A 22616-nucleotide genomic window follows, 5' to 3' on the forward strand; every position below is an offset into this window, starting at 1 on the left:
ATGACGATGCCATCGAGTCTAGCCGATCTGGCCACGCTGCGTGTCGAGTGTCGGCTCAGCCGGCGACCGGATCGGGTCCGGCAGCGTCCGCACCGGGTCCGGGACGGCCGCATCGGCCCCGGCCGGCAGCGCCGGCAGCGACACCACGAACTCGCTACCCTGCCCCCGGCCGGCGCTGCTGGCCGTCACCGTGCCGCCGTGCTGCTCGACCAGGCGCCTGGACAGCGCCAGCCCGACACCGAGCCCGCCCCCGGAGAGGTCGGTCTTGCGCGTCTCCTGGGTGAACAGCTCGAACAAGTGCGCCATCAGGTCGGACGACATGCCGATGCCATGGTCGCGCACCGACAGCAGCACGCGATTGTCGCGCGCCGCCAGCGCCAGCTCGATGCGGCCATCGGCCGGCGTGTAGCGCACCGCGTTGTCGAGCAGGTTGGCCACTACCTGCACCAGGCGCTTGCGGTCGCCCAGCACCAGCGCCGGCTCGGGCGCCAGCAGGGTGTCGATGCGATGACGCTTGGCCGCGGCCAGCGGCGCGTTCTGCTCCATCGCCTCGGCGACGACGTCGCGCAGGTCGAGCGCCTGGCGCGCCAGCGTGAACTGGCCGCGCGTGACACGCGAGACGTCGAGCAGGTCGTCGACCATGCCGGTCATGTGGCGGACCTGGCGCGCGATCATGCCGCCCAGGCGGCGCTGCTGCGCGTCGTCGGCGCGGCCCATGCCGAGCAGGTCGGCGGCGGCGGAAATCGGCGCCAGCGGGTTGCGCAGCTCGTGCGCGAGAGTCGCCAGGAATTCGTCCTTGCGGCGGTCGGCTTCGCGCAGCGAGGCCTGGTTGGCCTGCAGCTTGCCGATCAGCGATTGCAGCGCGCTGCGCAGCACGCCGATCTCGCGGTAGCCTGCATCCACCGCGTCGATGCGGTCGGTATCCATCGCCTCGATGCGCCGCGCCGATTCGGCGATCGCGCCGAGCGGGCGCGCGACGCGCCTGGCCAGGACCCAGGCCAGCGCCGCGAACAGCGCGGCGATGACGGCGCCGGCCAGCATCCCCTGGTGGCGCAGCCGGACCACCGGCGCATAGGCCAGGTCGAGGTCCTGGCGCACCATCACCGTCCAGCCCAGGCCGGGGGAAGCGCCATAGCCTTGCGTCTTGCTGTAGCCGACCAGGTAGCGCTTGTCGTCGGCGAAGCGTTTGACCGCGTAGCCGTTCGCGTAGGCGCCGGGCGCAGCCAGGTCCGGCAGGGACAGGCGCGTGCCCACCAGCTGTCTGGGGCCGATGATGACGCGCATGTCCGGCGCCAGGATCAGGGTCTCGGCGCCGCTGCGCCTGAGCAGCGGCAGCATCACCGAACGCTCGATGTCGGCGGCCCAGGCCAGGCTCAGGTGGGTGCCGAACATGCCGGCGATGCGGCCCTGCGGATCGCGGTAGGGAAAGGCGACGTCGATGAAGCGCAGCGGTTCCTGGCTGGCGTTCGGTCCCTTGCGCAGCAGCTTGTCGAGCAGCGCCGCTTCGTGCACGTCGGTCAGGTGGATGCCCTGCAGCGCGCGCCCGAACCACGGGCGTTTCGAAACGTCGACGCCTTCCAGCACACGGTTGGCGGACACCAGCACCCTGCCCTCGCGGTCGGTCAGGCCGAGCCAGGCGTAATAGGCGTAGGTCTTCTGCATGTCCTCGAGCAGGCGGCGCTTGTCGTCCAGGGTGTCCGCCCTGCCCAGCCCCGGCTGGCTGGCCAGGATCTGGACTTCGCGGTAGCGCTCGAACAGGCTGCGGTCCAGTTTGTCGGTCGCCTGGATCGCCAGTTCGGCGAACTGCTGGCCGATGTCCTGTTTCTCGCGCTGCGTGAACAGGACGTCGAGCACGCCCGCCAGCACCAGCGTGATCAGGACGACGAGTCCGGCCAGCAGGAGGGTCAGCTGCGTCGAGATGCCCAGGTCCCTCAGGGAACGTGGCAAGTAATATCTGTCTTTACCCAGCATGAAGGAGACCGGCGGCGGCCGAACGATCGAAAGGCAGAGTGTACCTTACTCAGCAGTATCGGTATTGGTTTTGCCGGTTGCGAGGCGGATTATTATCGATTCGTGGCGCGCCGCGGCATCGTTTCGTCCATCTCCCTCAATGCGTCGATGGCTTTCGACTGCGCTTCGCCGGTTCCGAACGCCGCCTGGCACGACAGCATGCGCTGGCGCTCGGGCGCCTCCGTCCACTCGGTACGCGCTTTCGCGAGCACGGTTGCGTATTCCGGCCCCTTGCGCATCTCCACGACCCAGTTGGCGGTCGCCTTGTCAAAACCGCTGGTCCACATGTTGGAAATGGCGGGTCGAAGACTTGGCGCATCTTCGGCGCAGCGTTCGCCGAGGGCTTCCATCCGAGCGAAATGGTCCATGGCTTGCGCGGGCCTCATCACGTCCTCGGCATGCGCTGCGAACGTAGCGAATACGCTGGCCAACGCGGCCAGCGCCAGACTTGATCTGACTTTCGACATCGATATGCTCGATTTCCATAAATTTCTTTAAGGAAAGATAGCACAAGCGCTTGAAGATACAAACGGAAGCAGCCTGCCCCGTTGCCCGCAAAAGTGTCAGTCCTGCGCGATCAGCGCCACCGGCGCCGGCGTATCGAACTGCACCTTGCCGCCGGCGACGGTGGCGGTCTTCCCGGTGAACCAGTCGCGGACAAGCTGGCCGTCCCCGAACACGCCGGCCACGGAAATCGGCATGGCGCGGTTCTGCGGCAGGTCGAGCGCGACCACCACGCGGTCGCTCACGCCGCCCTTCTCGTAGGTGCGCTTGAAGGTGTAGGGGCTGGCGGCCAGCATCTGGTGCGCGCCCGCGCCCACGGCCGGGTGCGCGTGGCGGAAGCGCCCCAGGCGCGCCCAGTAGTCGCGCACGTCGGCCACGCCGCCGGCGTCACCCCGGCCGACCTTGGCGTTGGATGCCAGCTGGTCCCAGTTCATGAAGGAACGCAGGTTGGCGTCGCCTTGCGCGCCTTCGACTTTCAACACGCGCGCGGTCTCGTCGCCGTAGTAGATCTGCACCTGGCCCGGGGCCAGCAGCAGCTTGTTGGCTTCCTCGAACGGGTGCTGGCGCAGCGCGTCGAACGGGCCGCCGTCGTCGTGCGAGTCGAGGTAGTTCAGCACCGACGCGCCCGGGTGCGCCGCCTGGATCCGGCGCAGGCTGTTCGAATAGGTGGAGAACAGCGTTTCGTAGCTGCCGTGCGCATCGTGCGGCAGGCTGAAGTTGATCATGCTGTCGAAGCCGTTGTCGAAGTAGTCGACCTTGGTCCCGCCGTCGTAGGTGAACTCGCGTCCGCCGTTGACCGAGTAGCCGTACACCTCGGACGTCATGAAGAACGGCACGTTGCCGATCTGCTCCATGGCAGCCTGGCCGGCCGGCGTTTTCTTCCAGTCTTCATAGGCGGCGCTGGCGACCGTCTTCAAGTCCTTCCACACGCCCGGTTCGGTGTGCTTGACGGTGTCGCAGCGGAAGCCGTCGATGCCGTACTTGCGCACCCAGTCGGCGTGCCACTTCATCAGGTAGTAGCGCGGCGCGCGCGGATAGCCGGTGCGATTGAAGAAGTCGTCCAGCTCTTTCACCTCGCGCTCGTAGCGCCCTTCCTTCTTCCACTTCGCAACGAGCATCGGCGGCAGCGCGACGCTGGCATCGCTGTCGGTGCGGATGTCGGGCAGGTTCTTCACCAGCGTGCAGCTGGTGGTGGTGCGCATGTCCTTGAAGGTGCAGGTCGGGCCGGTCCGCACCCAGTCGGCCGGCCACACCGGGTCTTGGGCGGTGACCGGGCCGGTATGGTTGACCACCACGTCGAGCAGTACGCGGATCCCGCGCGCGTGCGCGGCATCGACCAGGTCGTGCAGGTCCCGCTCGCTGCCGAGGTTGGCGTCCATCGCAGTGAAATCCCTGGCCCAGTAGCCGTGGAAGGCATAGGTCTTGCCGGTGCCTTCGTCGGTGTAGCCGTGGATCTGCTCGACCGGCGGGGTGATCCAGATCGCATCCACGCCCAGGTCCGTGAAATAGCCCGCCTTGACCTTGGCCGTCACACCGGCCAGGTCGCCGCCCATGAACCCGCGCCCGACCGCCGCATCGGCCATGCGGCCATACGCATGGTCGTTGGCCGGGTCGGCGTTGTCGAAGCGGTCGGTCAGCAGGAAATAGACGGTCGCGTTCTCCCAGGTGAACGGCTTCGCGCGCGCGCCGGCGGGCGCGGGCGCGTCCGCGGATGCGCTCGAGGCCGAACCGAAGGCGAGCATCAGGGAGATGGCGAGGGCGGATACTTTCATTCAGGGTCCTGTGGTGGATGACAATGGCTTACGTGACTACGCTCGGCTGCTGGCGGCCGGTGCGCTGCTTGAGCTGCGAGACCTGCTCGGCGATGTCGATCAGCGGCTTGAGCGCTTCCTGCGTGTCGAGGGCGTGGCGCGCGGCGTCGGCTTCGTAGCGCTCGAGGTAGAGGCGCACGGTCGCGCCTTCGGTGCCGGTGCCGGACAGGCGCATCACGATGCGCGAGCCATCCAGCATGATGATGCGGATGCCCTGGCGCTTCGAGACCGAGCCGTCGACCGGGTCGGTGTACTCGAAGTCGTCGGCCTGCGACACGCGGTAGTCGCCGAACGTCTGCCCCGCCAGGCTGGCCAGGCGCGCGCGCAGGTCGGTCATCATGCTCTCGGCGGCGGCCGCATCGACGGCTTCGTAATCGTGGCGCGAATAGTAATTGCGGCCGAAACGGGCCCAGTGCTCCTCCACCAGCTGGTTGACCGACTTGCCGGTGGCGGCGACCAGGTTCAGCCAGAACAGCACGGCCCACACGCCGTCCTTCTCGCGGATGTGGTTCGAGCCGGTGCCGTAGCTCTCCTCGCCGCACAGCGTGGCCAGGTTGGCGTCGAGCAGGTTGCCGAAGTACTTCCAGCCGGTCGGGGTCTCGAAACACGAGATGCCCAGCGCTTGCGCGACGCGGTCGGCCGCCTGCGAGGTCGGCATCGAGCGCGCGATCCCTTTGATGCCGTCGCGGTAGCCCGGTGCCAGCGTGGCGTTGGCGGCGATGATGGCCAGCGAATCCGAAGGCGACACCGCCAGGGACCGCCCGACGATCATGTTGCGGTCGCCGTCGCCGTCCGAGGCCGCGCCGAATTCCGGGGCGTCGGCGCCGTTCATCAGGGCAACCAGTGCGGCGGCATTGACCGGGTTCGGGTCCGGGTGGTGGCCGCCGAAGTCCTCGAGCGGTTCGAAATTGATCACGGTGCCGGCCGGCGCGCCGAGCATGCCTTCGATGATCGCCTTGGCGTACGGGCCCGAAACCGCGCTCATGCCGTCGAAGCGCATGGTGAAGCCGCGTTGAAAGAGCGCGCGGATCGCGTCGAAGTCGAACAGGCGCGACATCATCTCGGCGTAGTCGGCGACCGAGTCGATCACTTCGACTTCCATCTCTTCGATGCGCACGCTGCCGAGCTGGTCGAGATCGACCGGGCCGGCGTCGCTGATGCGGTATTCGCTGACCGTTTGCGTGTGCGCGAAGATCGCCTCGGTGATCTTTTCCGGCGCCGGGCCGCCGTTGTCGATGTTGTACTTGATGCCGAAGTCGCCGTCCGGGCCGCCCGGGTTGTGGCTGGCCGACAGCACGATGCCGCCGAAAGCGGAATACTTGCGGATCACGCACGACACTGCCGGCGTCGACAGGATGCCGCCGCGGCCGACCAGCACCTTGGCCACGCCGTGGGCGGCAGCCATGCGCAGGATGATCTGCACCGCCTCGCGGTTGAAGAAGCGGCCGTCGCCGCCGAGCACCAGGGTGCGTCCGCCGCAGTCGCCCAGCGTCAGGAAAATCGCCTCGACGAAGTTTTCGAGATAGCCGGGTTGCTGGAACTCGGTCACCTTCTTGCGCAGGCCCGAAGTGCCGGGGCGCTGCCCGGCGAAGGGCGTGGTCGCAATGGTCTGGATCGTCATGCTGGCTCCTGTATCGTATCGTTGATGCTTGGGATTGTTATCAAAGCATTACGATACGACAGGCGCCGAAATGATGTCGCTTGTTTAAGATGCCTGGTGCGCCGTATTGACTTCGGCCTTGTCGGTCACGAACAGCGTCATGACCGCGGCGACCAGCATGCACACGCCGCCCAGCACCAGCGTCATCACCGCATGGCCGCCGAACAGCTGCTTGGTGAAGAAGCCCAGCAGCGCGCCGCTGAGGATCTGCGGGATCACGACGAAGAAGTTGAACAGGCCCATGTAGTAGCCCATGCGGTTGGCGGGCAGCGCGCCGGCCAGGATCGCATACGGCATGGTCAAGATGCTGGCCCAGGCGATGCCGACGCCGATCATCGGCACCATCAGCATGCTTTTATCGTGCACGAAGAACAGGCTGGCCAGCGACACGCCGCCGATGGCCAGGCACACCGTGTGACACAGCTTGCGGCTGGTCGCACGCGCCAGCACCGGCAGGATGAAGGCGGCCAGCGCCGAGATGCCGCCGTACACCGCGAACATCAGGCCGACCTGGTTGGCGGCTTCCTGGTAGACGGTGGTCTGTGGGTCGAGCGTGCCGTAGACATTGTCGGCGACCGCAGGAACGGTGTAGATCCACAGCGCGAACAGCCCGATCCAGGTGAAGAACTGCACGACCGCCAGCTGCACCATGGTCCTGGGCATGTGGCCGAAGCCGCCGATGATCTCGCGCGCCGCGGTGCCGAAGCCGCCCGCTTCCTTGCGCTGGGCGTGGAAGCGTTCGAGGTCGGCCGGCGGCAGTTCACTGGCGGTAAGCACGGTCCAGCTGACCGCGGCCAGGAAGATCGCGCCGCCGATGTAGAACGAGTAGCGCACCGAATCCGGGATCGCGCCGTTCACCGGCACGTTCGAGACGTGCAGCACGTCGGTGAAGAACATCGGCAGCAGCGAGGCGATCACGCCGCCACAGCCGATGAAGAAGGTCTGCATCGCGTAGCCGGCGGTCTGCTGCGAGGGGTCGAGCTTGTCGCCGACGAAAGCGCGGAACGGCTCCATCGAGATGTTGATCGACGCGTCCAGCAGCCACAGCACGGCCACCGCCATCCACACCGCGCTCGAATTGGGCATCAGGAACAGACCGAGCGCGGCCAGCACGGCGCCGGTGAAGAAGAAGGGACGGCGGCGACCCCATTTCGGGTGCCAGGTGTTGTCGCTCAGGTAGCCGATGATCGGCTGGACCAGCAAGCCGGTGACGGGCGCCGCCAGCCAGAACACGGACAAGTCTTCCAGGCCGGCGCCGAGGGTGGCGAAGATCCGGCTGGTATTGGCGTTCTGCAGCGCGAAGCCGAACTGGATGCCGAAGAAGCCGAAGCTCATGTTCCACAGCTGCCAGAACGACAGGCGCGGCTTGAGCGTGTGAGTTTGCATTTCCATCTGTGTCCCCTAACGGTGCCCGGACTGGTGCCGGACTACCTCGATGTAGCAAAGTAACATGGGGACTGTCGAGTGTCAATCCAGACAACACCTGGGCGGAACACAGATGGATGTAGTCAAACAACATCGGCAAACACAGTGGCCGATGCACAGGCAGCGGCCACTGTGTCCATGTTTACGACTTGCGGTACGGCTTCTTGTCGCCGAGCTTCTTGTCGCCGAACTTCTTCTTCGGCGCCGCCTTGATCGGCTCTTCGCCATCACGCGTGATGTTCAGCTGGCGGCCGGCGACCCACACCTTCTGCAGGTGGTTCAGCAGGTCCTGCGGCAGGTCGGCCGGCATGTCGAGCGTCGAGTAGTCGTCGTAGATCTCGATGCGGCCGATGTCGCGCGCGGCGATGCCGCCTTCGTTGGCGATCGCGCCGACGATGTTGCCCGGCTTGGCGCCGTTGGCGTAGCCGACGTCGATGCGGTAGGTCGCCATGCCGGTTTCCGGCGCGCGCTCGACGCGTTCCTTCTTGAAGGGTTCGCGCGCTGGACGCGGCGGACGCTCGTCATTGAAACGCGACTCACCCGAACGCGCTTCGCCGAAGCCTTCGCGCGCGCGCGACGGCCGCTCTTCGCGGCTTGGGCGGTCTTCGCGCCATTCGCTGCGCGATTCCGGTTTCGGCTCGCGGTCCGGCTTTTCGAGCAGCAGCGGCTCGTCGCCGCGATTGAGCTTGGCCAGCGCCGCGGCGATGTCGATCGCCGGCACGTTCTGTTCGCGCTCGTAGTCTTCGATCAGCTGGCGGAAGATCTCCAGGCCGCCGGCCGCCAGCGCCTCGCCGATCTGGTCCTTGAACCTGGCGATGCGCACGTCGTTGACCGCCTTGATGGTCGGCAGCGTCAGCTGGGCGACCGGCTGGCGCGTGGCGCGCTCGATGGCCTTGAGCAGGCCGCGCTCGCGCGGGGTGACGAACAGGATCGCGTCGCCGCTACGTCCTGCGCGGCCGGTACGGCCGATGCGGTGGGTGTAGCTTTCCGGGTCGGACGGCACGTCGTAGTTGATCACGTGGCTGATGCGCTCGACGTCCAGGCCGCGCGCGGCGACGTCGGTGGCGACCAGGATGTCGATCTTGCCGTTCTTGAGCTGCTCGATGGTGCGCTCGCGCTGCTGCTGGGCCAGGTCGCCGTTGATGGCCGCGGCCGCGAAGCCGCGCGCCTGCAGCTTGGCCGCCAGCTCCTCGGTGCCGAGCTTGGTGCGCGCGAAGATGATCATGCCGTCGAACGGCTCGGCTTCCAGGATGCGGGTCAGCGCCTCGAGCTTCTGCAGGCCGGCCACCAGCCAGTAGCGCTGGGTGATGTTGGCGGCGGTGGTGGTCTTGGCCGCGACCGTGACTTCCTTCGGCTCGCGCAGGTAGGTGTTGGCGATGCGCTTGATGGCCGGCGGCATGGTGGCCGAGAACAGCGCGGTCTGGCGCGACTCCGGGGTCTCCTGCAGGATGCGCTCGACGTCGTCGATGAAGCCCATGCGCAGCATCTCGTCGGCCTCGTCCAGCACCAGGGTCTGCAGCTGCGACAGGTCGAGCGAGCCCTTTTCGATGTGGTCGATCACGCGGCCCGGGGTGCCGACCACGACCTGCACGCCGCGGCGCAAGGCCGACAGCTGCGGACCGTAGGCCTGGCCGCCGTAGATCGGCAGCACGTGGAAGTTCTTGATGTGCGCGGCGTAGCTCTGGAACGCCTCGGCCACCTGGATGGCCAGCTCGCGCGTCGGCGCCAGCACCAGCGCCTGCACCGACGGGTTCTTCGGATCGATACGCGACAGCACCGGCAGCGCGAACGCGGCGGTCTTGCCGGTGCCGGTCTGCGCCTGCCCCAGCACGTCGCGGCCCTCCATCAGCAGCGGAATGGTCGCCGCTTGAATGGGCGATGGGGTCTCGTAGCCGACGTCCTTGAGCGCCTTGAGGATGGGCGCGGGGATGTCGAGGTCGGCGAACGTCAGGAGAGGGGTTTCAAGCATGGCAGAAAATCTCGTAAAGAATCGGAAACTAAGCGAAAGCAAACCGATAGTTTACTCGGTCGGAGGCAACCCGCCCGGATTATTTCGCGCCTGGGCGGATTCAGGCTGCTCGCAAGGATTCGACGACCGGTCCCTGGCGCACGCGCCCATCTTCGAAGCGTTCCCTGAGCGCGGTGCGTCCGCTGCCCGCAGCAGGCCCGACGTCGATGAGCAGCGTGGAGCCGGACGCAGCTTTCTGCAGGGCCGACAGGAAGCCGCCGAGCAGGCGTCGGGTCAGTACCTGACGATCGTCCAGTACCCTGACGCGTTCGGCGGCAGCCCACTCGAACCGCACCCCCACCACCCGCGCTTCGGTGGCGAGCAATTCCAGCAAGTCCTGCACGATGTCCGCAAGCTCCATCGACTCGGGCTGGGCGGGACCAGTGCGCTCGAGCGCCAGCACACGCCAGGTCTGGGCCTGCCGAGCGAACTGCCCGCTCATCGCCCTGGAAGTCTGCACCATGGCGCTTACGTCGGCGCCGGCGGCAATCCGGCGCGCCGCGAGCTCCATCCGGAGGCGCGCGGTCGTCAGGCGTTGCACCATATCTTGGCGCAGGCGTTCCAGGATGTGCTCCATGTCCTCACCGCTGGTGCTGGACAGGCACTTGGCCAGCAAATCGCATTCCACCGCTTCCGTGGCGCAGAACAGGATGTCACGCACACGGTCGGCCGTGGCCAGGGTCCGTACCGACATGCTCAGCACGCCCACCGGACCTTGCGGCCCGATGATGGGCACACCCTGGCAGGTGAAGGCGTGGAAGCCCTCGATGAAATGTTCGGGGCCGACCAGTTCCACATAACCGTTCTCGGCGATGGAGGTGCCGACGCCGTTGGCGCCCGCATGCGCCTCGTCCAGCAGGGAGCCCGGTCGCGGGAAATTCTCATCGGCCATCGTCTCGGCATCGCCGACCAGACGAAGCAGCCGGCCGTCGGGGTCCGCCAGCATCGCCGCGTGCCGACTGGCGCCTGCCGCTCTGGATAAGGCGCCGAGAAAGGGCGCTGTTGCCGCGATGACCTCATGGCGTTGTGCGAGCAGCTGCTGTGTTTCGCGCTCTCCCAGCAAGTCGGCGCGGCCGAGGCGAGGATTGCACCCGCTGGCGCGTGCGCGCTCCCATGCTCTCAGCACGTAGGGCCGCAGCGTGTCCGGCGCCAGGTCTTCATGCCGTACGTAGCGTTCCCACGCGGCGCGCACCTGGGCTACGTCGGGATGCCTGACGTTGGACAGGAAGTTCATCAGGCCATTCCCGCGTCCGATGCACGCGCGCCTGACAGCAGGCGCCGCAGCATGTTGACCATCTCGTCGATCGCAAATGGCTTGGACAGCGCATCGTCGAAGCCCGCTGCAGCCGATTCGGCGGCCAGGTTCGCCATGGCCGACACCAGGACCGCGGGCGCCTTCAGCCCGCATGCTCGCATATGCTTGAGAGCCTGGGCGCCGTTCAAGCCCGGCATGCGAAAGTCGAGCATGACCAGATCGGGAGCGAACCCATCACATACGGCGGCGACGGCCGAGCGCGGGTCGTCATGTGTTGAAACCTTGAAGCCTTCGATTTCGAGCAGGCAGGCGACGCTTTCGAGAAAATCCAACTCGTCGTCAACGATCAGCAAGTGAGATGTAGCTGCCATAACTTATCCTACACCAGCTCGCAATGAAGCGGCTCATCGCCGTGTTCAAAATCAAAAAGTTTGTGCAATCAGACAACACTGGCGGTTTCCTCGCTCCGCTGCATCACGAGTTTGGTCGCACTCCCTAGCGCTTGGCCTGCCAGATGGCATGAATGAATTCCTTGTGGCCCGGCATGTAATCCACGCATTTGCGCACCACGTTCTCGATATCGCCGAGAAAGCCGAGCAGCTGGCGCTCGTCCAGCAGGTCCGCCAGCGGATCGTGGCCGCGCGCCTGGATGCCCTGCCCGTGCATGACCTGCTGCCACGCGGTCTCCGAGAACAGCTCGTTGTTTTCACGCACCGAGCGGCCATGCGCCTTGTACAGGTCCAGCTTGCGGCGCACGTTGTCCGGGACCGCCATCGTACGTACATGGTCCCAGAACGGCGTGTCGGCGCGCGTGGTCGCGTGGTAGTGCAGGATGATGAAGTCGCGGATGCGCTCGACCTCGAAGTCGGCCTGGCGGTTGAATTCGTCGATGTCGGCCTGGTCGAAACCTGCGTCCGGAAAGAACTTTACCAGGCTCGACACGGTCGCCTGGATCAGGTAGATCGAGGTCGACTCGAGCGGCTCGATGAAGCCGGACGACAGCCCGACCGCGACCACGTTCTTGTTCCATGTCTTGCTGCGCTTGCCGGCCGTGAAGCGCAGCAGTTTCGGGTCCGCCAGCGGCTTGCCGTCCAGACTGTTCAACAGGATCGAGGCTGCCTCGTCCTCGCTCATGTGGCGGCTGCTGAACACATGGCCATTGCCGGTCCGGTGCTGCAGGCCGATGCGCCATTGCCAGCCGGCCGGGCGCGCCTGCGCGCGCGTGTACGGCAGCAGCTCATCCTTCAAACCCGCGGCCAGTTCGCACGGCACCGCCCAGGCGCGGTCGCACGGCAGCCAGTGGCTCCAGTCCTCGAAACCGGTCTTCAGGGTCTCTTCGATCAGCAAGCCGCGAAAACCCGAGCAATCGAGGAACAAGTCGCCTTTGATCTCGTCGCCGTTTTCCATCACCAGCGCTTCGACGAAGCCATCCATGCTGCGCTGGCGCACCTGCACCACCTTGCCTTCGGTGCGGACCACGCCGCGCGCCTCGGCGTATGTGCGCAGGTAGCGCGCATACAGGCCGGCATCGAGGTGGAAGGCGTAGACGATGTCGGCCAGCGGCGAATTGCCGCGCTCCGGCGGCGCCGGCCGCATGAACTTGTTCGCCATGGCCGCCATACGGTTGATCGAATAGCGGTCCAGCGCGGGCGCCAGGCCGGCCTGGTACGCGCGCAGCCAGTACTGGAAGAACTCGACCGTGCCCTGGTCCTGGCCGAAGCGCCCGAAGCTGTGGAGATAGCGCTCGCCTTCCCGGCCCCAGTCGAGGAACTCGATGCCGAGCTTGAAGGTGGCGCGGGTCTCGCGCACGAATTCGTCTTCATTGATGCCGAGGGCGTCGTTAAAGACGCGCATCATCGGGATCGTCGATTCGCCGACGCCGACGCTGCCGATGTCGTCCGACTCCACCAGCCGGATCGCGATTTTGTTCTGCAGGATGCGCGCCAGCGCCGCGGCGGCCATCCAGCCGGCGGTGCCGCCGCCGACGATCACGACGCTCTTGATGGGGGTTTGCTTGTTCATGGTGTGCCAGGATACGAAAAAGCCCTGCGGCCGGGAAGGCCTGCAGGGCTCGTTGTCGGCTTATGCCAACGCGGGATCAGAACTTGTAGTTCAGACCGTACAGCAGGGTGCGGCCGTACTTGGTATCGGTGATGACGTTGTCTTTCGTCTTGCGATATTCCTTGTACTCCTGGTTGTTGACGTTGTTCATCTCGACCAGGAAGGACACGCCTTTCAGCGGACCGGTCTGCACTTCGTAACCCAGCTGCAGGTCGATGGTCTGGCCGCCCTGGATGTAGGTCAGCTGCTGTTCGCCGGTGTTCTGCTCGACCGAACCGATGAAGTCGGAACGGAAGCGGTCAGCCACACGCGCCGAGAAGCCGGCTTTTTCGTAGTACAGGGTCAGGCTGGCCACGCGTTTCGACAGGCCCGGCAGCATCATGTTGCCGGCGCCGCCGTTGGTGATGTCCGGAATCGAGACCGAGCTGCCGGTCTGCGACGCGTTGGCGACCACGCCGAAGCCGTCCAGGTAACGGGTCAGCACGTTCAGCGGCAGCGACGCCGCCAGTTCGATGCCCTTCATCTGGCCGCCCGAACCGTTGATCGGGGCGCTGTACGAACCGATCACGCTCGGCGCCTGGAAGGTGCTCGGCTGGATGTACTGCGTGAAGTCGAACTGCTGTTCGGCGGTCACGACGTAGGTGTCGAGCTTGCGGTAGAACACGGCCGCGCTGACGTAAGCCTTGCTGTCCCAGTACTTCTCGTACGACAGGTCGATGCCCTTGGCGCGGAACGGCTTCAGGTTCGGGTTGCCGCCGCTGCCGGTGTAGATACCGCGGGTCTGGTCATAGCCGAACGAGCCGCTGGCGCGCATCTGTTCCAGGGTCGGACGGGCCATGATCTTCTCGACCGAGAAGCGCAGGGTCTGCTGGTTGCCCAGGTCGCCGATCAGGTTCAGGCTCGGCAGGAAGTCGTTGTAGCTGGTGCCACGATCGACCGGTGCGGTCGGACGGGTCGCGTCGCTGCTGCCGCTCGCGGTGTCGACCGAGAACGCGGTCGACGACTGGTTGGTGTGGATGCCCTGCACGCCCAGCGCGCCGCGCACCGGCATCCAGCCGAGTTGCGTATCGATGTTCAGCTTGGCGAACACGGTCTCGACCTTCTCGCGGACGGTCCAGTCCTTGTTGGTGATCTCCGGGTGCAGCTTCGGATCCAGGTTGTAGACGCCGATGTTCTGGACCGGATCAAAAGTGACGATGTTGATGCCGCTGGCGCCCGCCTGGGCGACGCCGCTGTTCGGGTAGGCGGCGCTGGCCAGCGGGTTGCTCTGGCCGGCGATCGACATCAGGTCTTCGGTGTACGAACGGGTCTTCGAACGGTTCGAGAAGTTGGCGCCGAAGTCGACCTTGCTGAACAGCCAGCCGTCCGGCAGGTCGCGGATGGCGTCGAAGCGGATCGCGTCGATCTGGTCGTACACGTGCGGGAACTTGACGTAGCCGGCCTGGACCTGCGTACCGCCCCATGCCGAAACGTCGCGCAGGCGGATGTTGTTGGTGTCGGCGTAGTTCAGGGTCGGGGTGACCGAGGTGCCGTTGAAGTTCACGGTGTCGTACTGCGACGAGCCGCCGTAGGTCTCGATGTTGGTGCCGTCGCGCTGGGCCGAGTTGAACGACAGGTCGACTGCTGCGGTCCAGTCCTGGTTCACGCGCAGTTTGTTGTTCCAGCCGATCGACTTGGTGACGTCGCTCCAGGCTACGGCATCGTTGCGCACGGTGCCGCGCACGTTGCTGATGGTGCCGGCGGTGACGACACCGTTGGTCACGGTGGCGTTGGTCAGCACGCCCCGCTGGTCGTACGGCAGGCCGGTCGGGGTCGAGTAGACACCGGTCTTGGCGTCCACGGTCGGCGCCGCGTCGAACATGTTCAGCTGCAGGCCGCGGCTGCTGGTGTCGCGGTTGTAGCGGGTGTAGAGCAGGTCGATGGTGCTGCTGAAGTCGCGGTTCGGCTTGAACTGGATCACGCCCATCAAGCCGTTGCGGTTTTCCTTGTAGGTGTCGGTCCAGTTCTCGATGCCGTCGTTCTGAATGCGCACCGATTGGCCGTTGTAGCTCCACGGATTCGACACCGGGTCGTTCATGCCCCACGAGCCGAGACGGGTGCTGTCGCCGCTCTTGTCCTGCAGGCGCGCGAAGCCGAAGGCGACGCCGATCTTGCGGTCGGCGAACTGGTCGATGTAGGAGAAGGTGAAGCGGTTGCCGCTGCCCTTGTTGTCCATGCCCAGGCCGGTCTTCTGGCGGCGGTAGTTGACCGCCATCGTGCGCTCTTTGAAATCGAGCGGACGCACGGTCTGCATGTCGACGGTGCCCGACAGGCCCTGGCCGACCAGCGCGCCGTCCGGCGTCTTGTACACGACCACGCCCGACAGCAGTTCGCTCGGGTAGTTGTCGAATTCGACGCTGCGGCTGTCGCCGGTCGAGACTTGCTCGCGGCCGTTCAGCAGGCCGGTCGAGAAGTCCGGCGACATGCCGCGGATCGAGATGACCGATGCCTGGCCGCGCACGTTCTGTGCGGTCACGCCCGGCAGACGCGCGATCGACTCGGCGATCGACTGGTCCGGCAGCTTGCCGATGTCTTCGGCGGAGATCGCCTCGACGATGGAGTCATTGTTCTTCTTGACCGAGATCGCGGCTTCGATACCGCGGCGGATACCGGTCACCTTGACGGTCTGGACGCCGACGTTGCCGTTGGTCGGCGCAGCGTCACCGCCGGCTTGGGCGGTCGCCTGGCTGGTGGTTTGTTCTTCTTGTGCATAGGCGGCATGGCCAGCCAGTGCCATGAAAATGGCGCAGCCCGCTGCAACCGGGCTGAGTTGGAATGCAGAGCTGCCCGGCGTCGTGCGCGCCGAGCGCTTGCTTGCGAAAAGGTTCATGTGTCCCCTCAAATCGTTCAGTGTTTTCCCCGACACACCAAGATGGTGAGCATTACGCGGGAGCCAGATAGCAAACGTTCTTCTTAGACGTTCTGGCAAGGATTCTGTATTAAAACTAGATGCACTGTCAACGGGAGTTCTTCTGGACTACTTGATTCGCAGGTTTTTGAGCATGTTTTACACGGGGAGACTATGGAACGTTGTATTCGAGCTACAGACAACCCCCATCATCAATGTAGTCGTACTACAAAGCGCTTTCCACTCCCCAAGAAGGGTTGTCTCAGCACTATTTTGGTGCGAATTCCTGTAGTAGATTTACCGAAACTTTCATCAGCTCTGAAACAAACTCAAGTTTTACCTATACAAAAGCTGTAGCAAAACTAGAAGATAAAAACCGTGTACAGATTGCCGCACCTCGTTCACTGTAGTATTCTCCGCGAAATAGTAGAAAATTTGCATGTTTTGTAGATGAAACTCTAGCCCAAGGCGATGTAGTTGCACTACTTCCAGCATGCCCAACCCGGAGACAGCATGAACAAGACCCTCGTCAGCATCCTCGTCGGCGCCGCCTGCCTGGCCGGCGTTCCCGCCTTCGCCCAACACGCCCCTGCGACGCAAGCAGCGCGCATCGACCACATGGATCCGCCGTTCTGGTGGACCGGCATGCACGACCACCGCCTGCAGCTGATGGTGCACGGCGCCGGCATCGGCGAACTGCAGCCGGCGCTCGACTACCCGGGCGTGCGCGTCGCCTCGGTCAGCCGCGTCGCCAACAAGAACTACCTGTTCATCGACCTGATCGTTGCCGAGGACGCGAAGCCGGGCGACTTCAAGATCGCGTTCCGCGCCGCGGACGGCAGCGAGGGCGCCAGCTACGACTATCGCCTGCTGGCGCGGGCGCCCGGCTCGAGCGAGCGCGAGGGCTTCAACAGCCGCGACGTGATCTACCAGGTGATGCCGGACCGCTTCGCCAACGGCGACCCGTCCAACGACAGCGTGGCCGGCCTGCCCGACAAACTGAACCGCAAGCTCGGCCACGGCCGCCACGGCGGCGACATCCAGGGCATGATCGACCACCTCGATTACATCCAGAAGATGGGCTTCACCCAGCTGTGGCCGACGCCGCTGGTCGAAAACGACATGCCGGCCGCTTCCTACCACGGCTACGCCGCCACCGACTATTACAAGACCGATCCGCGCTACGGCACCAACGAAGACTACGTGCGCCTGTCGACCGAGGCGCGCAAGCGCGGCATCGGCCTGATCCAGGACGTGGTGCCGAACCACATCGGCCTGAACCACTGGTGGATGAAGGACATGCCGATGCCGGACTGGATCAACTACGGCGGCAAGTTCGTGGCCACGGCCCACCATCACAATGCCGCCCAGGATCCGTACGCCTCGAAGGAAGACATCGACAACTTCACGCAAGGCTGGTTCAGCCCGGGCATGCCCGACCTGAACCAGGCCAACCCGTTCGTCGCCAACTACCTGATCCAGAACCACATCTGGTGGATCGAGTACGCCGGCTTGACCGGCCTGCGCATCGACACCTTCGGCTACTCCAACAACGCTTTCCTGACCGAGTACACCAAGCGCATCACCACCGAGTACCCGCACATCAACATGGTCGGCGAAGAGTGGAACAAGCAGCCGGCCGTGGTCTCGCACTGGCTGCGCGGGAAAACCAACTTCGACGGCTACGTCAGCTCGATGCCGAGCATGATGGACTTCCCGCTGACGCTGGCCATGCGCGAAGCCCTGGCCGACAAGAAAGGCGAGAACATCTTCGACGACGTCTACCAGACCGTCTCGCTGGACTACATGTACCCGAACCCATCCAACCTGGTCCTGTTCGAGAGTAACCACGACATGCCGCGCCTGTTCAGCGTGGTGAACGACGATGTCGACCGCTACAAGATGGACCTGGTGTTCGTGATGACGATGCCGCGCATCCCGCAGTTCTATTCGGGCGACGAACTCCTGATGCCGAGCGACGTCAAGGTCCGCAACGACAACAGCTACCGCGAAGACTTCCCGGGCGGCTGGGCCGGCGACCGCGTCAACGCCTTCACCGGCGCCGGCTTGAATGCACGCCAGCGCGACGCCCAGGAATTCGTGCGCCGCCTGGTCAACTGGCGCAAGACCAGCACCGTGGTCCAGCAGGGCAAGCTGATGCACTACGGCCCGGAGCACAATACCTATGTCTACTTCCGTTATGATGGCGCGAAGAAGGTGATGGTCGCCCTCAACGCCAACGACAAGGAAACCGTGCTGGATGCGGCGCGCTTCCGCGAGATGCTGTCCGGCGTGGCCTCCGGCACCGACGTCCTGACCGGGAAGACTTTCGACCTGCGCAAGGAAATCCGCCTGCCGGCCAAGTCGGCGCTCATCCTCGACCTCTGAACTCATTTCATATGACCATGAAGCCGTCCAGCATCGCCCTTGCCTGTTCCCTGCTCGTCCAGTCGGCCGGCGTCCTCGCAGCGACCGGCACGCCGGCCGCGCTGGCCGCCGCGCCGCTGCGCTACGACATCTACGTGCGCGGCGCCTTCAACGGCTGGGGCACCGACAACGTCATGGTCTACAAGGGCGAAGGCGTGTACGAGACCGACATCCTGGTCAGTCCCGGCAACCACGCATTCAAGATCGGCAGCAAGGACTGGACGGCCGAATGGGTCGCCAACCCCTCGTCCAGCGTCACGGTGGCGCCGGGCACGGTCTACCCGCTCGACACCCACCCGGGTCCCGAGGACTACCTGTTCGCCAAACAGACCGAGACCTACCGCTTCCGCGTCGACGCGGCCAACCCGGCCAAGCCGCTGCTGAGCGTGACGCGTGTGGCCACGCCGCCCGCCGCCGCGGCAGGCGATCCGCACGCCGGCGCCGCGGCCAACGCCAGCTTGCGCTTTGCGACCTGGGACGGCAAGCAGGAAAGCGCGCGCTTCTCCAGCAAGAATCCGCAGGCGAACCTGCGCACCTACGTGCAGTCGACCACGATGCAGCTGCGCGACCCGGGTCCGCAATTCGTCAGCTACACCGAGGAAGCCGGCCTGCCGACCCTGCGCAGCGGGAACCTGGCCTTCGATGCGCTGTTCGCGCTGGCCGGCCGCGAGATGAAGCAGGACTCTGTCAAGGAAATCCGCGACGGGAACTACAACGGCAACGCGCCGATCCCGTGCGACTGCTTCGAGACCGGCGAAAAATGGCATTACGTCTGGACGCGCGACCTGTCATACGCCGCCGACCTGGGCCTGGCCATGCTCGACCCCCAGCGCGTGCGCAATTCGCTGATGTTCAAGCTGTCCGGCTTCCGTCCAGGCGTCGTCAAGGCGCCGCAGGTCGCGGGCACCGCGGATGGCTTCCAGATCGTGCAGGACACCGGCAGCGGCGGCAGCTGGCCGGTCAGCACCGACCGCATCACCTGGGCCTTCGCCGCCGAGGACGTGCTGCAAGCCCTGCCCCCGGACCAGCGTCCAGCCTTCGCCGCGGCCGCGCTCAAGGCCCTGTCGAACACCATCGAGAACGACCGCCTGGCGGCCTTCGACAAGGCCACCGGCCTGTACACCGGCGAGGAATCCTTCCTCGACTGGCGCGACCAGAGCTACGCCAGGTGGATCCCGGACGACCTGTCTTCCCTGGCCAGTTCGAAGGCGCTGTCGACCAACGTCGGCCACTACAAGGCCTTGAGCCTGGCGGCGCAACTGGCGCGCGAACAGGGCGATGAAACGAATCGCGAGCGCGCCGAGCGCTACGCCGGCTGGGCGCGCGAGCTCAAGCAATCGATCAACGCGCGCCTGTGGCTGCAGGACGCCGGCATGTACAGCAGCTTGACCGCCCCGCACTTCGACGGCGCGCCGATGCACAAGTTCGACTGGCTCGGCCAGTCGCTGGCGATCGTCACCGGCGTCGCCGATGGCGAGCGCGCCAGGCGCATCCTGGCCAGCTATCCGCACGGCCCGATGGGCGCACCGGTGATCTGGCCGCAGCAGCCGGACCTGCCGGTCTACCACAACCGCGCGATGTGGCCGTTCGTCACGGCCTACGGCTTGCGCGCGGCCGCGCAGGCGGGCAACGTCAGCGTCGCCGATGCCGCCTACGACACGCTGGTGCGCGGCGCCGCGCTGAACCTGTCGAACATGGAAAACCTGGAGTGGCTGTCCGGCCAGCCGCTGCTGCTCGACCAGGCCCACCCTAACCTGATCGGACCGGTGATCAGCTCGCGCCGCCAGCTGTGGTCGGTGGGCGCCTACCTCGGCATGGTGATCCGCGACCTGTTCGGCGTGTCGACCACGGGCCAGGGCATCGCCCTGCATCCCTTCGTCACCGCCAAGCTGAGGAACGGCCTGCTCACCGATAGCGAGCGCATCGAGCTGCGCGGCCTGCGCCTGCAAGGCCGCCAGCTGGACGTCGCCATGCGCCTGCCCGCGCGCGCGCGCGGCGACGAGAACGGTTATTACGCGGTCGAACGCATCAGCGTCGACGGCAAGCCGGCCGGCGACGCGCTGCGCTGGGACCAGCTCAAGTCCGGCAGCCGCATCGAGATCGTGCTGGGCGCGCTGCAGGCCGGCGACCAGGCCATCCACCGCGTCGGCGCCGATCCCTACCAGCAAACCCCGGCCGTGTTCGGGCCGCGCGAGCCGCGTATCACCGCCCTCGCGCGCGCCGGCGCGGGCAACGTCGTGAGCTTCGTCGCCTCCGACCAGAACGGCATGGCGCCGGGGCGCATCGGCTACAACGTCTACCGCGACGGCCAGCTGGCCGCGGCCAACGTCGCGCCCGGCGCCTGGACCGACCGCAGCGGTGCGGCCACCAGCTGCTACGCGGTCGAGGCGCAGTACCTGGACTCGGGCAACCGCAGCCACCACAGCGTGCCGCGCTGCGCCGACGAGGGCGTCGGCCTGTCGGTGATGGACAAGCGCGTGCAGGCCAGCGTGCCGGTGGCCGGGCCGAATGCGCGCTTTGCCGAGCCGCACCTGGCCGACTGGGGCAAGCCGCAGGACCAATTCACGGTGTCGGACCTGCGCGTGCCGCAGGCGGGCGACTACGCGGTCCAGGTGCGCTACCACAACGGCGCCAACCAGGTGAACCTGGGCATCAGCGGTGGCGTAAAATGGCTGGCTGTAACGGATGAATCCGGCGCCATCGTCGCCCAGGGCGTCATTCAGCTGCCGCACGCGCGCATCGACAACGCGAATACGCCGACCGTGTATTCGACCCCGCTGGCGGCGCGCCTGGCGCCGAACCTGCGCTACCGCCTGCAGCTGAGCGACTTCTACAACATGAGCTACCTGCAGAGCAACAGCACCTTCAGTGCGGCCGGCGGCGTCGACGGACCATCCAACCGATTCGACATCTACGGCGTACGCCTGCTGCGCGTGCGCTGAGCCCAACAGGCAGGAGAAGCAATGAAGCTGTTCGAGAAAGGCGCGGCGCTGATGGGCGCCACGCTGGCGCTGGCGCTGGCGTATGCGCCGGCCCAGGCGACCACGGTGCGCGTGCACTACCCCGCCGGCCAGGAAGGCATCCAGGTCCGCGCCGACAAGGGTCCGATGAACTGGGACAGCGGCGCCCCCGCCGCGCCGGTCGCCGGCGCGCCCGACCTCTATACCTACACCTGGCCCGACGCGCTCGGCCCGGTTGCGATGAAGCCGACGCTGGGCGCGGACAAGGTCTCGATCGGGGGCGTGTACAAGATCGCCGCCGGCGCCACGCTCGACATCTACCCCTTCTTCGGCGCACCGTTCGGCAAGGTCAGCGTGGTCAAGGACGTCGATTCGCCCCAGCTGCACAACAAGCGCGCGCTGCGCATCTACCTGCCGCCCAGCTACGCCGAGAACCCGGCCAAGCGCTACCCGGTGCTGTACATGCACGACGGCCAGAACCTGTTCGATGCCCGCACCGCATCCTACGGCGTCGAATGGGGCGTGGCCAAGGCCGTCAACCGGCTAGTGGCGACCGGCGTGATGGACGAGGTGATCGTGGTCGGCATCGACAACACGCCGGACCGCATCCCCGAGTACACGCCCTGCTGCGATCCCAAATACGGCGGCGGCAAGCTGGACGCCTACGCGCGCTTCGTGACCGACACCGTCAAGCCCTACGTCGACCGCAACTACCGCACCCTGAGCGACAAGGACCACACGGCGATCATGGGCTCGTCGCTGGGCGGCATCGCCTCGGTCGTGATCGCCGAGCGCTACCCGAACCTGTTCTCCAAGGCCGGCGCCATGTCGGGTTCGTTCTGGTGGAACGGCGGCGCCCTGGTCAGCGGTGTGCCTGCGCACTTGCCGGTCAGGTTCTACCTGGACGCCGGCACCGAGGACGACGGCCTGGACGACACCGTCAAGATGCGCGACGCCATGCTGGCCAAGGGCTGGCGCAACGGCGTCGACCTGGTGTTCCATAAAGCCGAGGGCGGACGCCACAACGAAGCCTCGTGGGCGGCCCGGGTGGACAAGCCCTTGACCTGGTTCTTCCCGTGGGGGAGCACGGTTCAGTAGGCGCCGACCTCGATGCTGTACAAATTGCTGCCCGCATCTTCCGGCGTGAGGTGCGTGAAATGCTCGAACCGCATGCCCAGCTTGAGCAGCAGCCGGTTCGAGGCGATGTTGTTGGGCGAGGTGATCGCCAGCACGCGCCGCAGGCCCAGCGCCGGCGCATAGGCCAGCACGCCCCGCGCCGCTTCCAGCGCATAGCCCTGCTGGCGTCCGGCCGGCAGGAAGGCGTAGCCGATGTCGACGCCGTCGAGCGTCGAGCGCTTGATCAGGCCGCACATGCCGATCGGCCTGCCCTCGTCTTTCAGCTCGACCACGTAGAGTGAATGGCCGCGCTGCACCTGCATCGCGATCGGACCGTCGCGCACCGACTCGCGCGCCTGCTCGAGCGTGCGAATGCCGCGATCGCCGATGTGCTCGATGAACGCCGGGTCGTTCACCAGTGTGTGATAGAAGGTGGCGTCGTCAAGCGTGACGGTGCGCAGGCGCAGGCGTTCGGTGGCGAGGATGTCCAAG

The 22616-nt window shown here is 66.0% G+C and carries 14 protein-coding genes; 3 read left to right on the forward strand and 11 right to left on the reverse strand.

Going from position 1 to position 22616, the window contains the following annotated elements; translation table 11 throughout:
- Positions 1-18: 18 nt before the first annotated feature.
- The 10 genes from FA90_RS25055 to FA90_RS14355 form a co-directional block, all read right to left on the reverse strand.
- On the reverse strand, positions 19-1947 hold the full coding sequence (locus FA90_RS25055; protein WP_197065303.1) for an ATP-binding protein: 1929 nt from the start codon (positions 1945-1947) through the stop codon (positions 19-21).
- Between the two features lie 116 nt (positions 1948-2063).
- The gene (locus FA90_RS14315) at positions 2064-2477 is read right to left on the reverse strand and encodes a hypothetical protein (protein ID WP_036169764.1); all 414 of its coding nucleotides are present in this window, start codon (positions 2475-2477) and stop codon (positions 2064-2066) included.
- A 96-nt stretch (positions 2478-2573) separates the two neighbouring features.
- On the reverse strand, positions 2574-4286 hold the full coding sequence (locus tag FA90_RS14320; protein WP_036169766.1) for an alpha-amylase family glycosyl hydrolase: 1713 nt from the start codon (positions 4284-4286) through the stop codon (positions 2574-2576).
- A 28-nt stretch (positions 4287-4314) separates the two neighbouring features.
- Positions 4315-5946, reverse strand: a complete 1632-nt coding sequence (locus tag FA90_RS14325; protein WP_036169768.1) for an alpha-D-glucose phosphate-specific phosphoglucomutase — start codon at positions 5944-5946, stop codon at positions 4315-4317.
- Positions 5947-6030: 84 nt separating this feature from the next.
- Positions 6031-7377 carry an MFS transporter gene (locus FA90_RS14330; RefSeq protein WP_036169770.1) on the reverse strand — a complete coding sequence of 449 codons (1347 nt, stop codon included), beginning with the start codon at positions 7375-7377 and terminating at the stop codon, positions 6031-6033.
- Between the two features lie 175 nt (positions 7378-7552).
- Entirely contained in the window at positions 7553-9379 is a 1827-nt protein-coding gene (locus FA90_RS14335) for a DEAD/DEAH box helicase (protein WP_036169772.1), read from the reverse strand.
- A gap of 100 nt (positions 9380-9479) precedes the next feature.
- On the reverse strand, positions 9480-10652 hold the full coding sequence (locus tag FA90_RS14340) for a hypothetical protein (RefSeq protein ID WP_051971798.1): 1173 nt from the start codon (positions 10650-10652) through the stop codon (positions 9480-9482).
- Positions 10652-11026, reverse strand: coding sequence for a response regulator (locus FA90_RS14345; RefSeq protein ID WP_197065304.1), 375 nt, complete (start codon positions 11024-11026; stop codon positions 10652-10654). Before FA90_RS14345 ends, FA90_RS14340 begins: the two co-directional genes overlap by 1 nt.
- A 142-nt stretch (positions 11027-11168) precedes the next feature.
- Positions 11169-12695 (reverse strand): tryptophan halogenase family protein, encoded by a 1527-nt coding sequence (locus tag FA90_RS14350; protein WP_036169775.1) that lies wholly within the window; start codon positions 12693-12695, stop codon positions 11169-11171.
- Between the two features lie 76 nt (positions 12696-12771).
- Positions 12772-15603, reverse strand: coding sequence for a TonB-dependent receptor (locus FA90_RS14355; protein WP_036169778.1), 2832 nt, complete (start codon positions 15601-15603; stop codon positions 12772-12774).
- Positions 15604-16134: 531 nt separating this feature from the next.
- Here FA90_RS14355 and FA90_RS14360 point away from each other — a divergent pair.
- Genes FA90_RS14360 through FA90_RS14370 form a run of 3 tightly spaced genes read left to right on the forward strand, consistent with a single transcriptional unit; the run spans position 16135 to position 22106 of the window.
- Positions 16135-18009 (forward strand): glycoside hydrolase family 13 protein, encoded by a 1875-nt coding sequence (locus FA90_RS14360; protein WP_036169781.1) that lies wholly within the window; start codon positions 16135-16137, stop codon positions 18007-18009.
- A 17-nt stretch (positions 18010-18026) separates the two neighbouring features.
- On the forward strand, positions 18027-20990 hold the full coding sequence (locus FA90_RS14365; protein WP_036175756.1) for an esterase: 2964 nt from the start codon (positions 18027-18029) through the stop codon (positions 20988-20990).
- A gap of 21 nt (positions 20991-21011) precedes the next feature.
- Complete coding sequence (locus FA90_RS14370) at positions 21012-22106, forward strand: alpha/beta hydrolase (RefSeq protein WP_156116709.1); 1095 nt, start codon at positions 21012-21014, stop codon at positions 22104-22106.
- Here the strand turns inward: FA90_RS14370 and FA90_RS14375 are convergent.
- Positions 22100-22615 carry a GNAT family N-acetyltransferase gene (locus tag FA90_RS14375; RefSeq protein ID WP_036169784.1) on the reverse strand — a complete coding sequence of 172 codons (516 nt, stop codon included), beginning with the start codon at positions 22613-22615 and terminating at the stop codon, positions 22100-22102. The genes FA90_RS14370 and FA90_RS14375 overlap by 7 nt on opposite strands.
- Position 22616: the final 1 nt, after the last annotated feature.

Origin of the sequence: Massilia sp. 9096 (assembly GCF_000745265.1) — a bacterium.
In the GTDB taxonomy this organism is placed as follows: Bacteria; Pseudomonadota; Gammaproteobacteria; order Burkholderiales; family Burkholderiaceae_D; genus Telluria.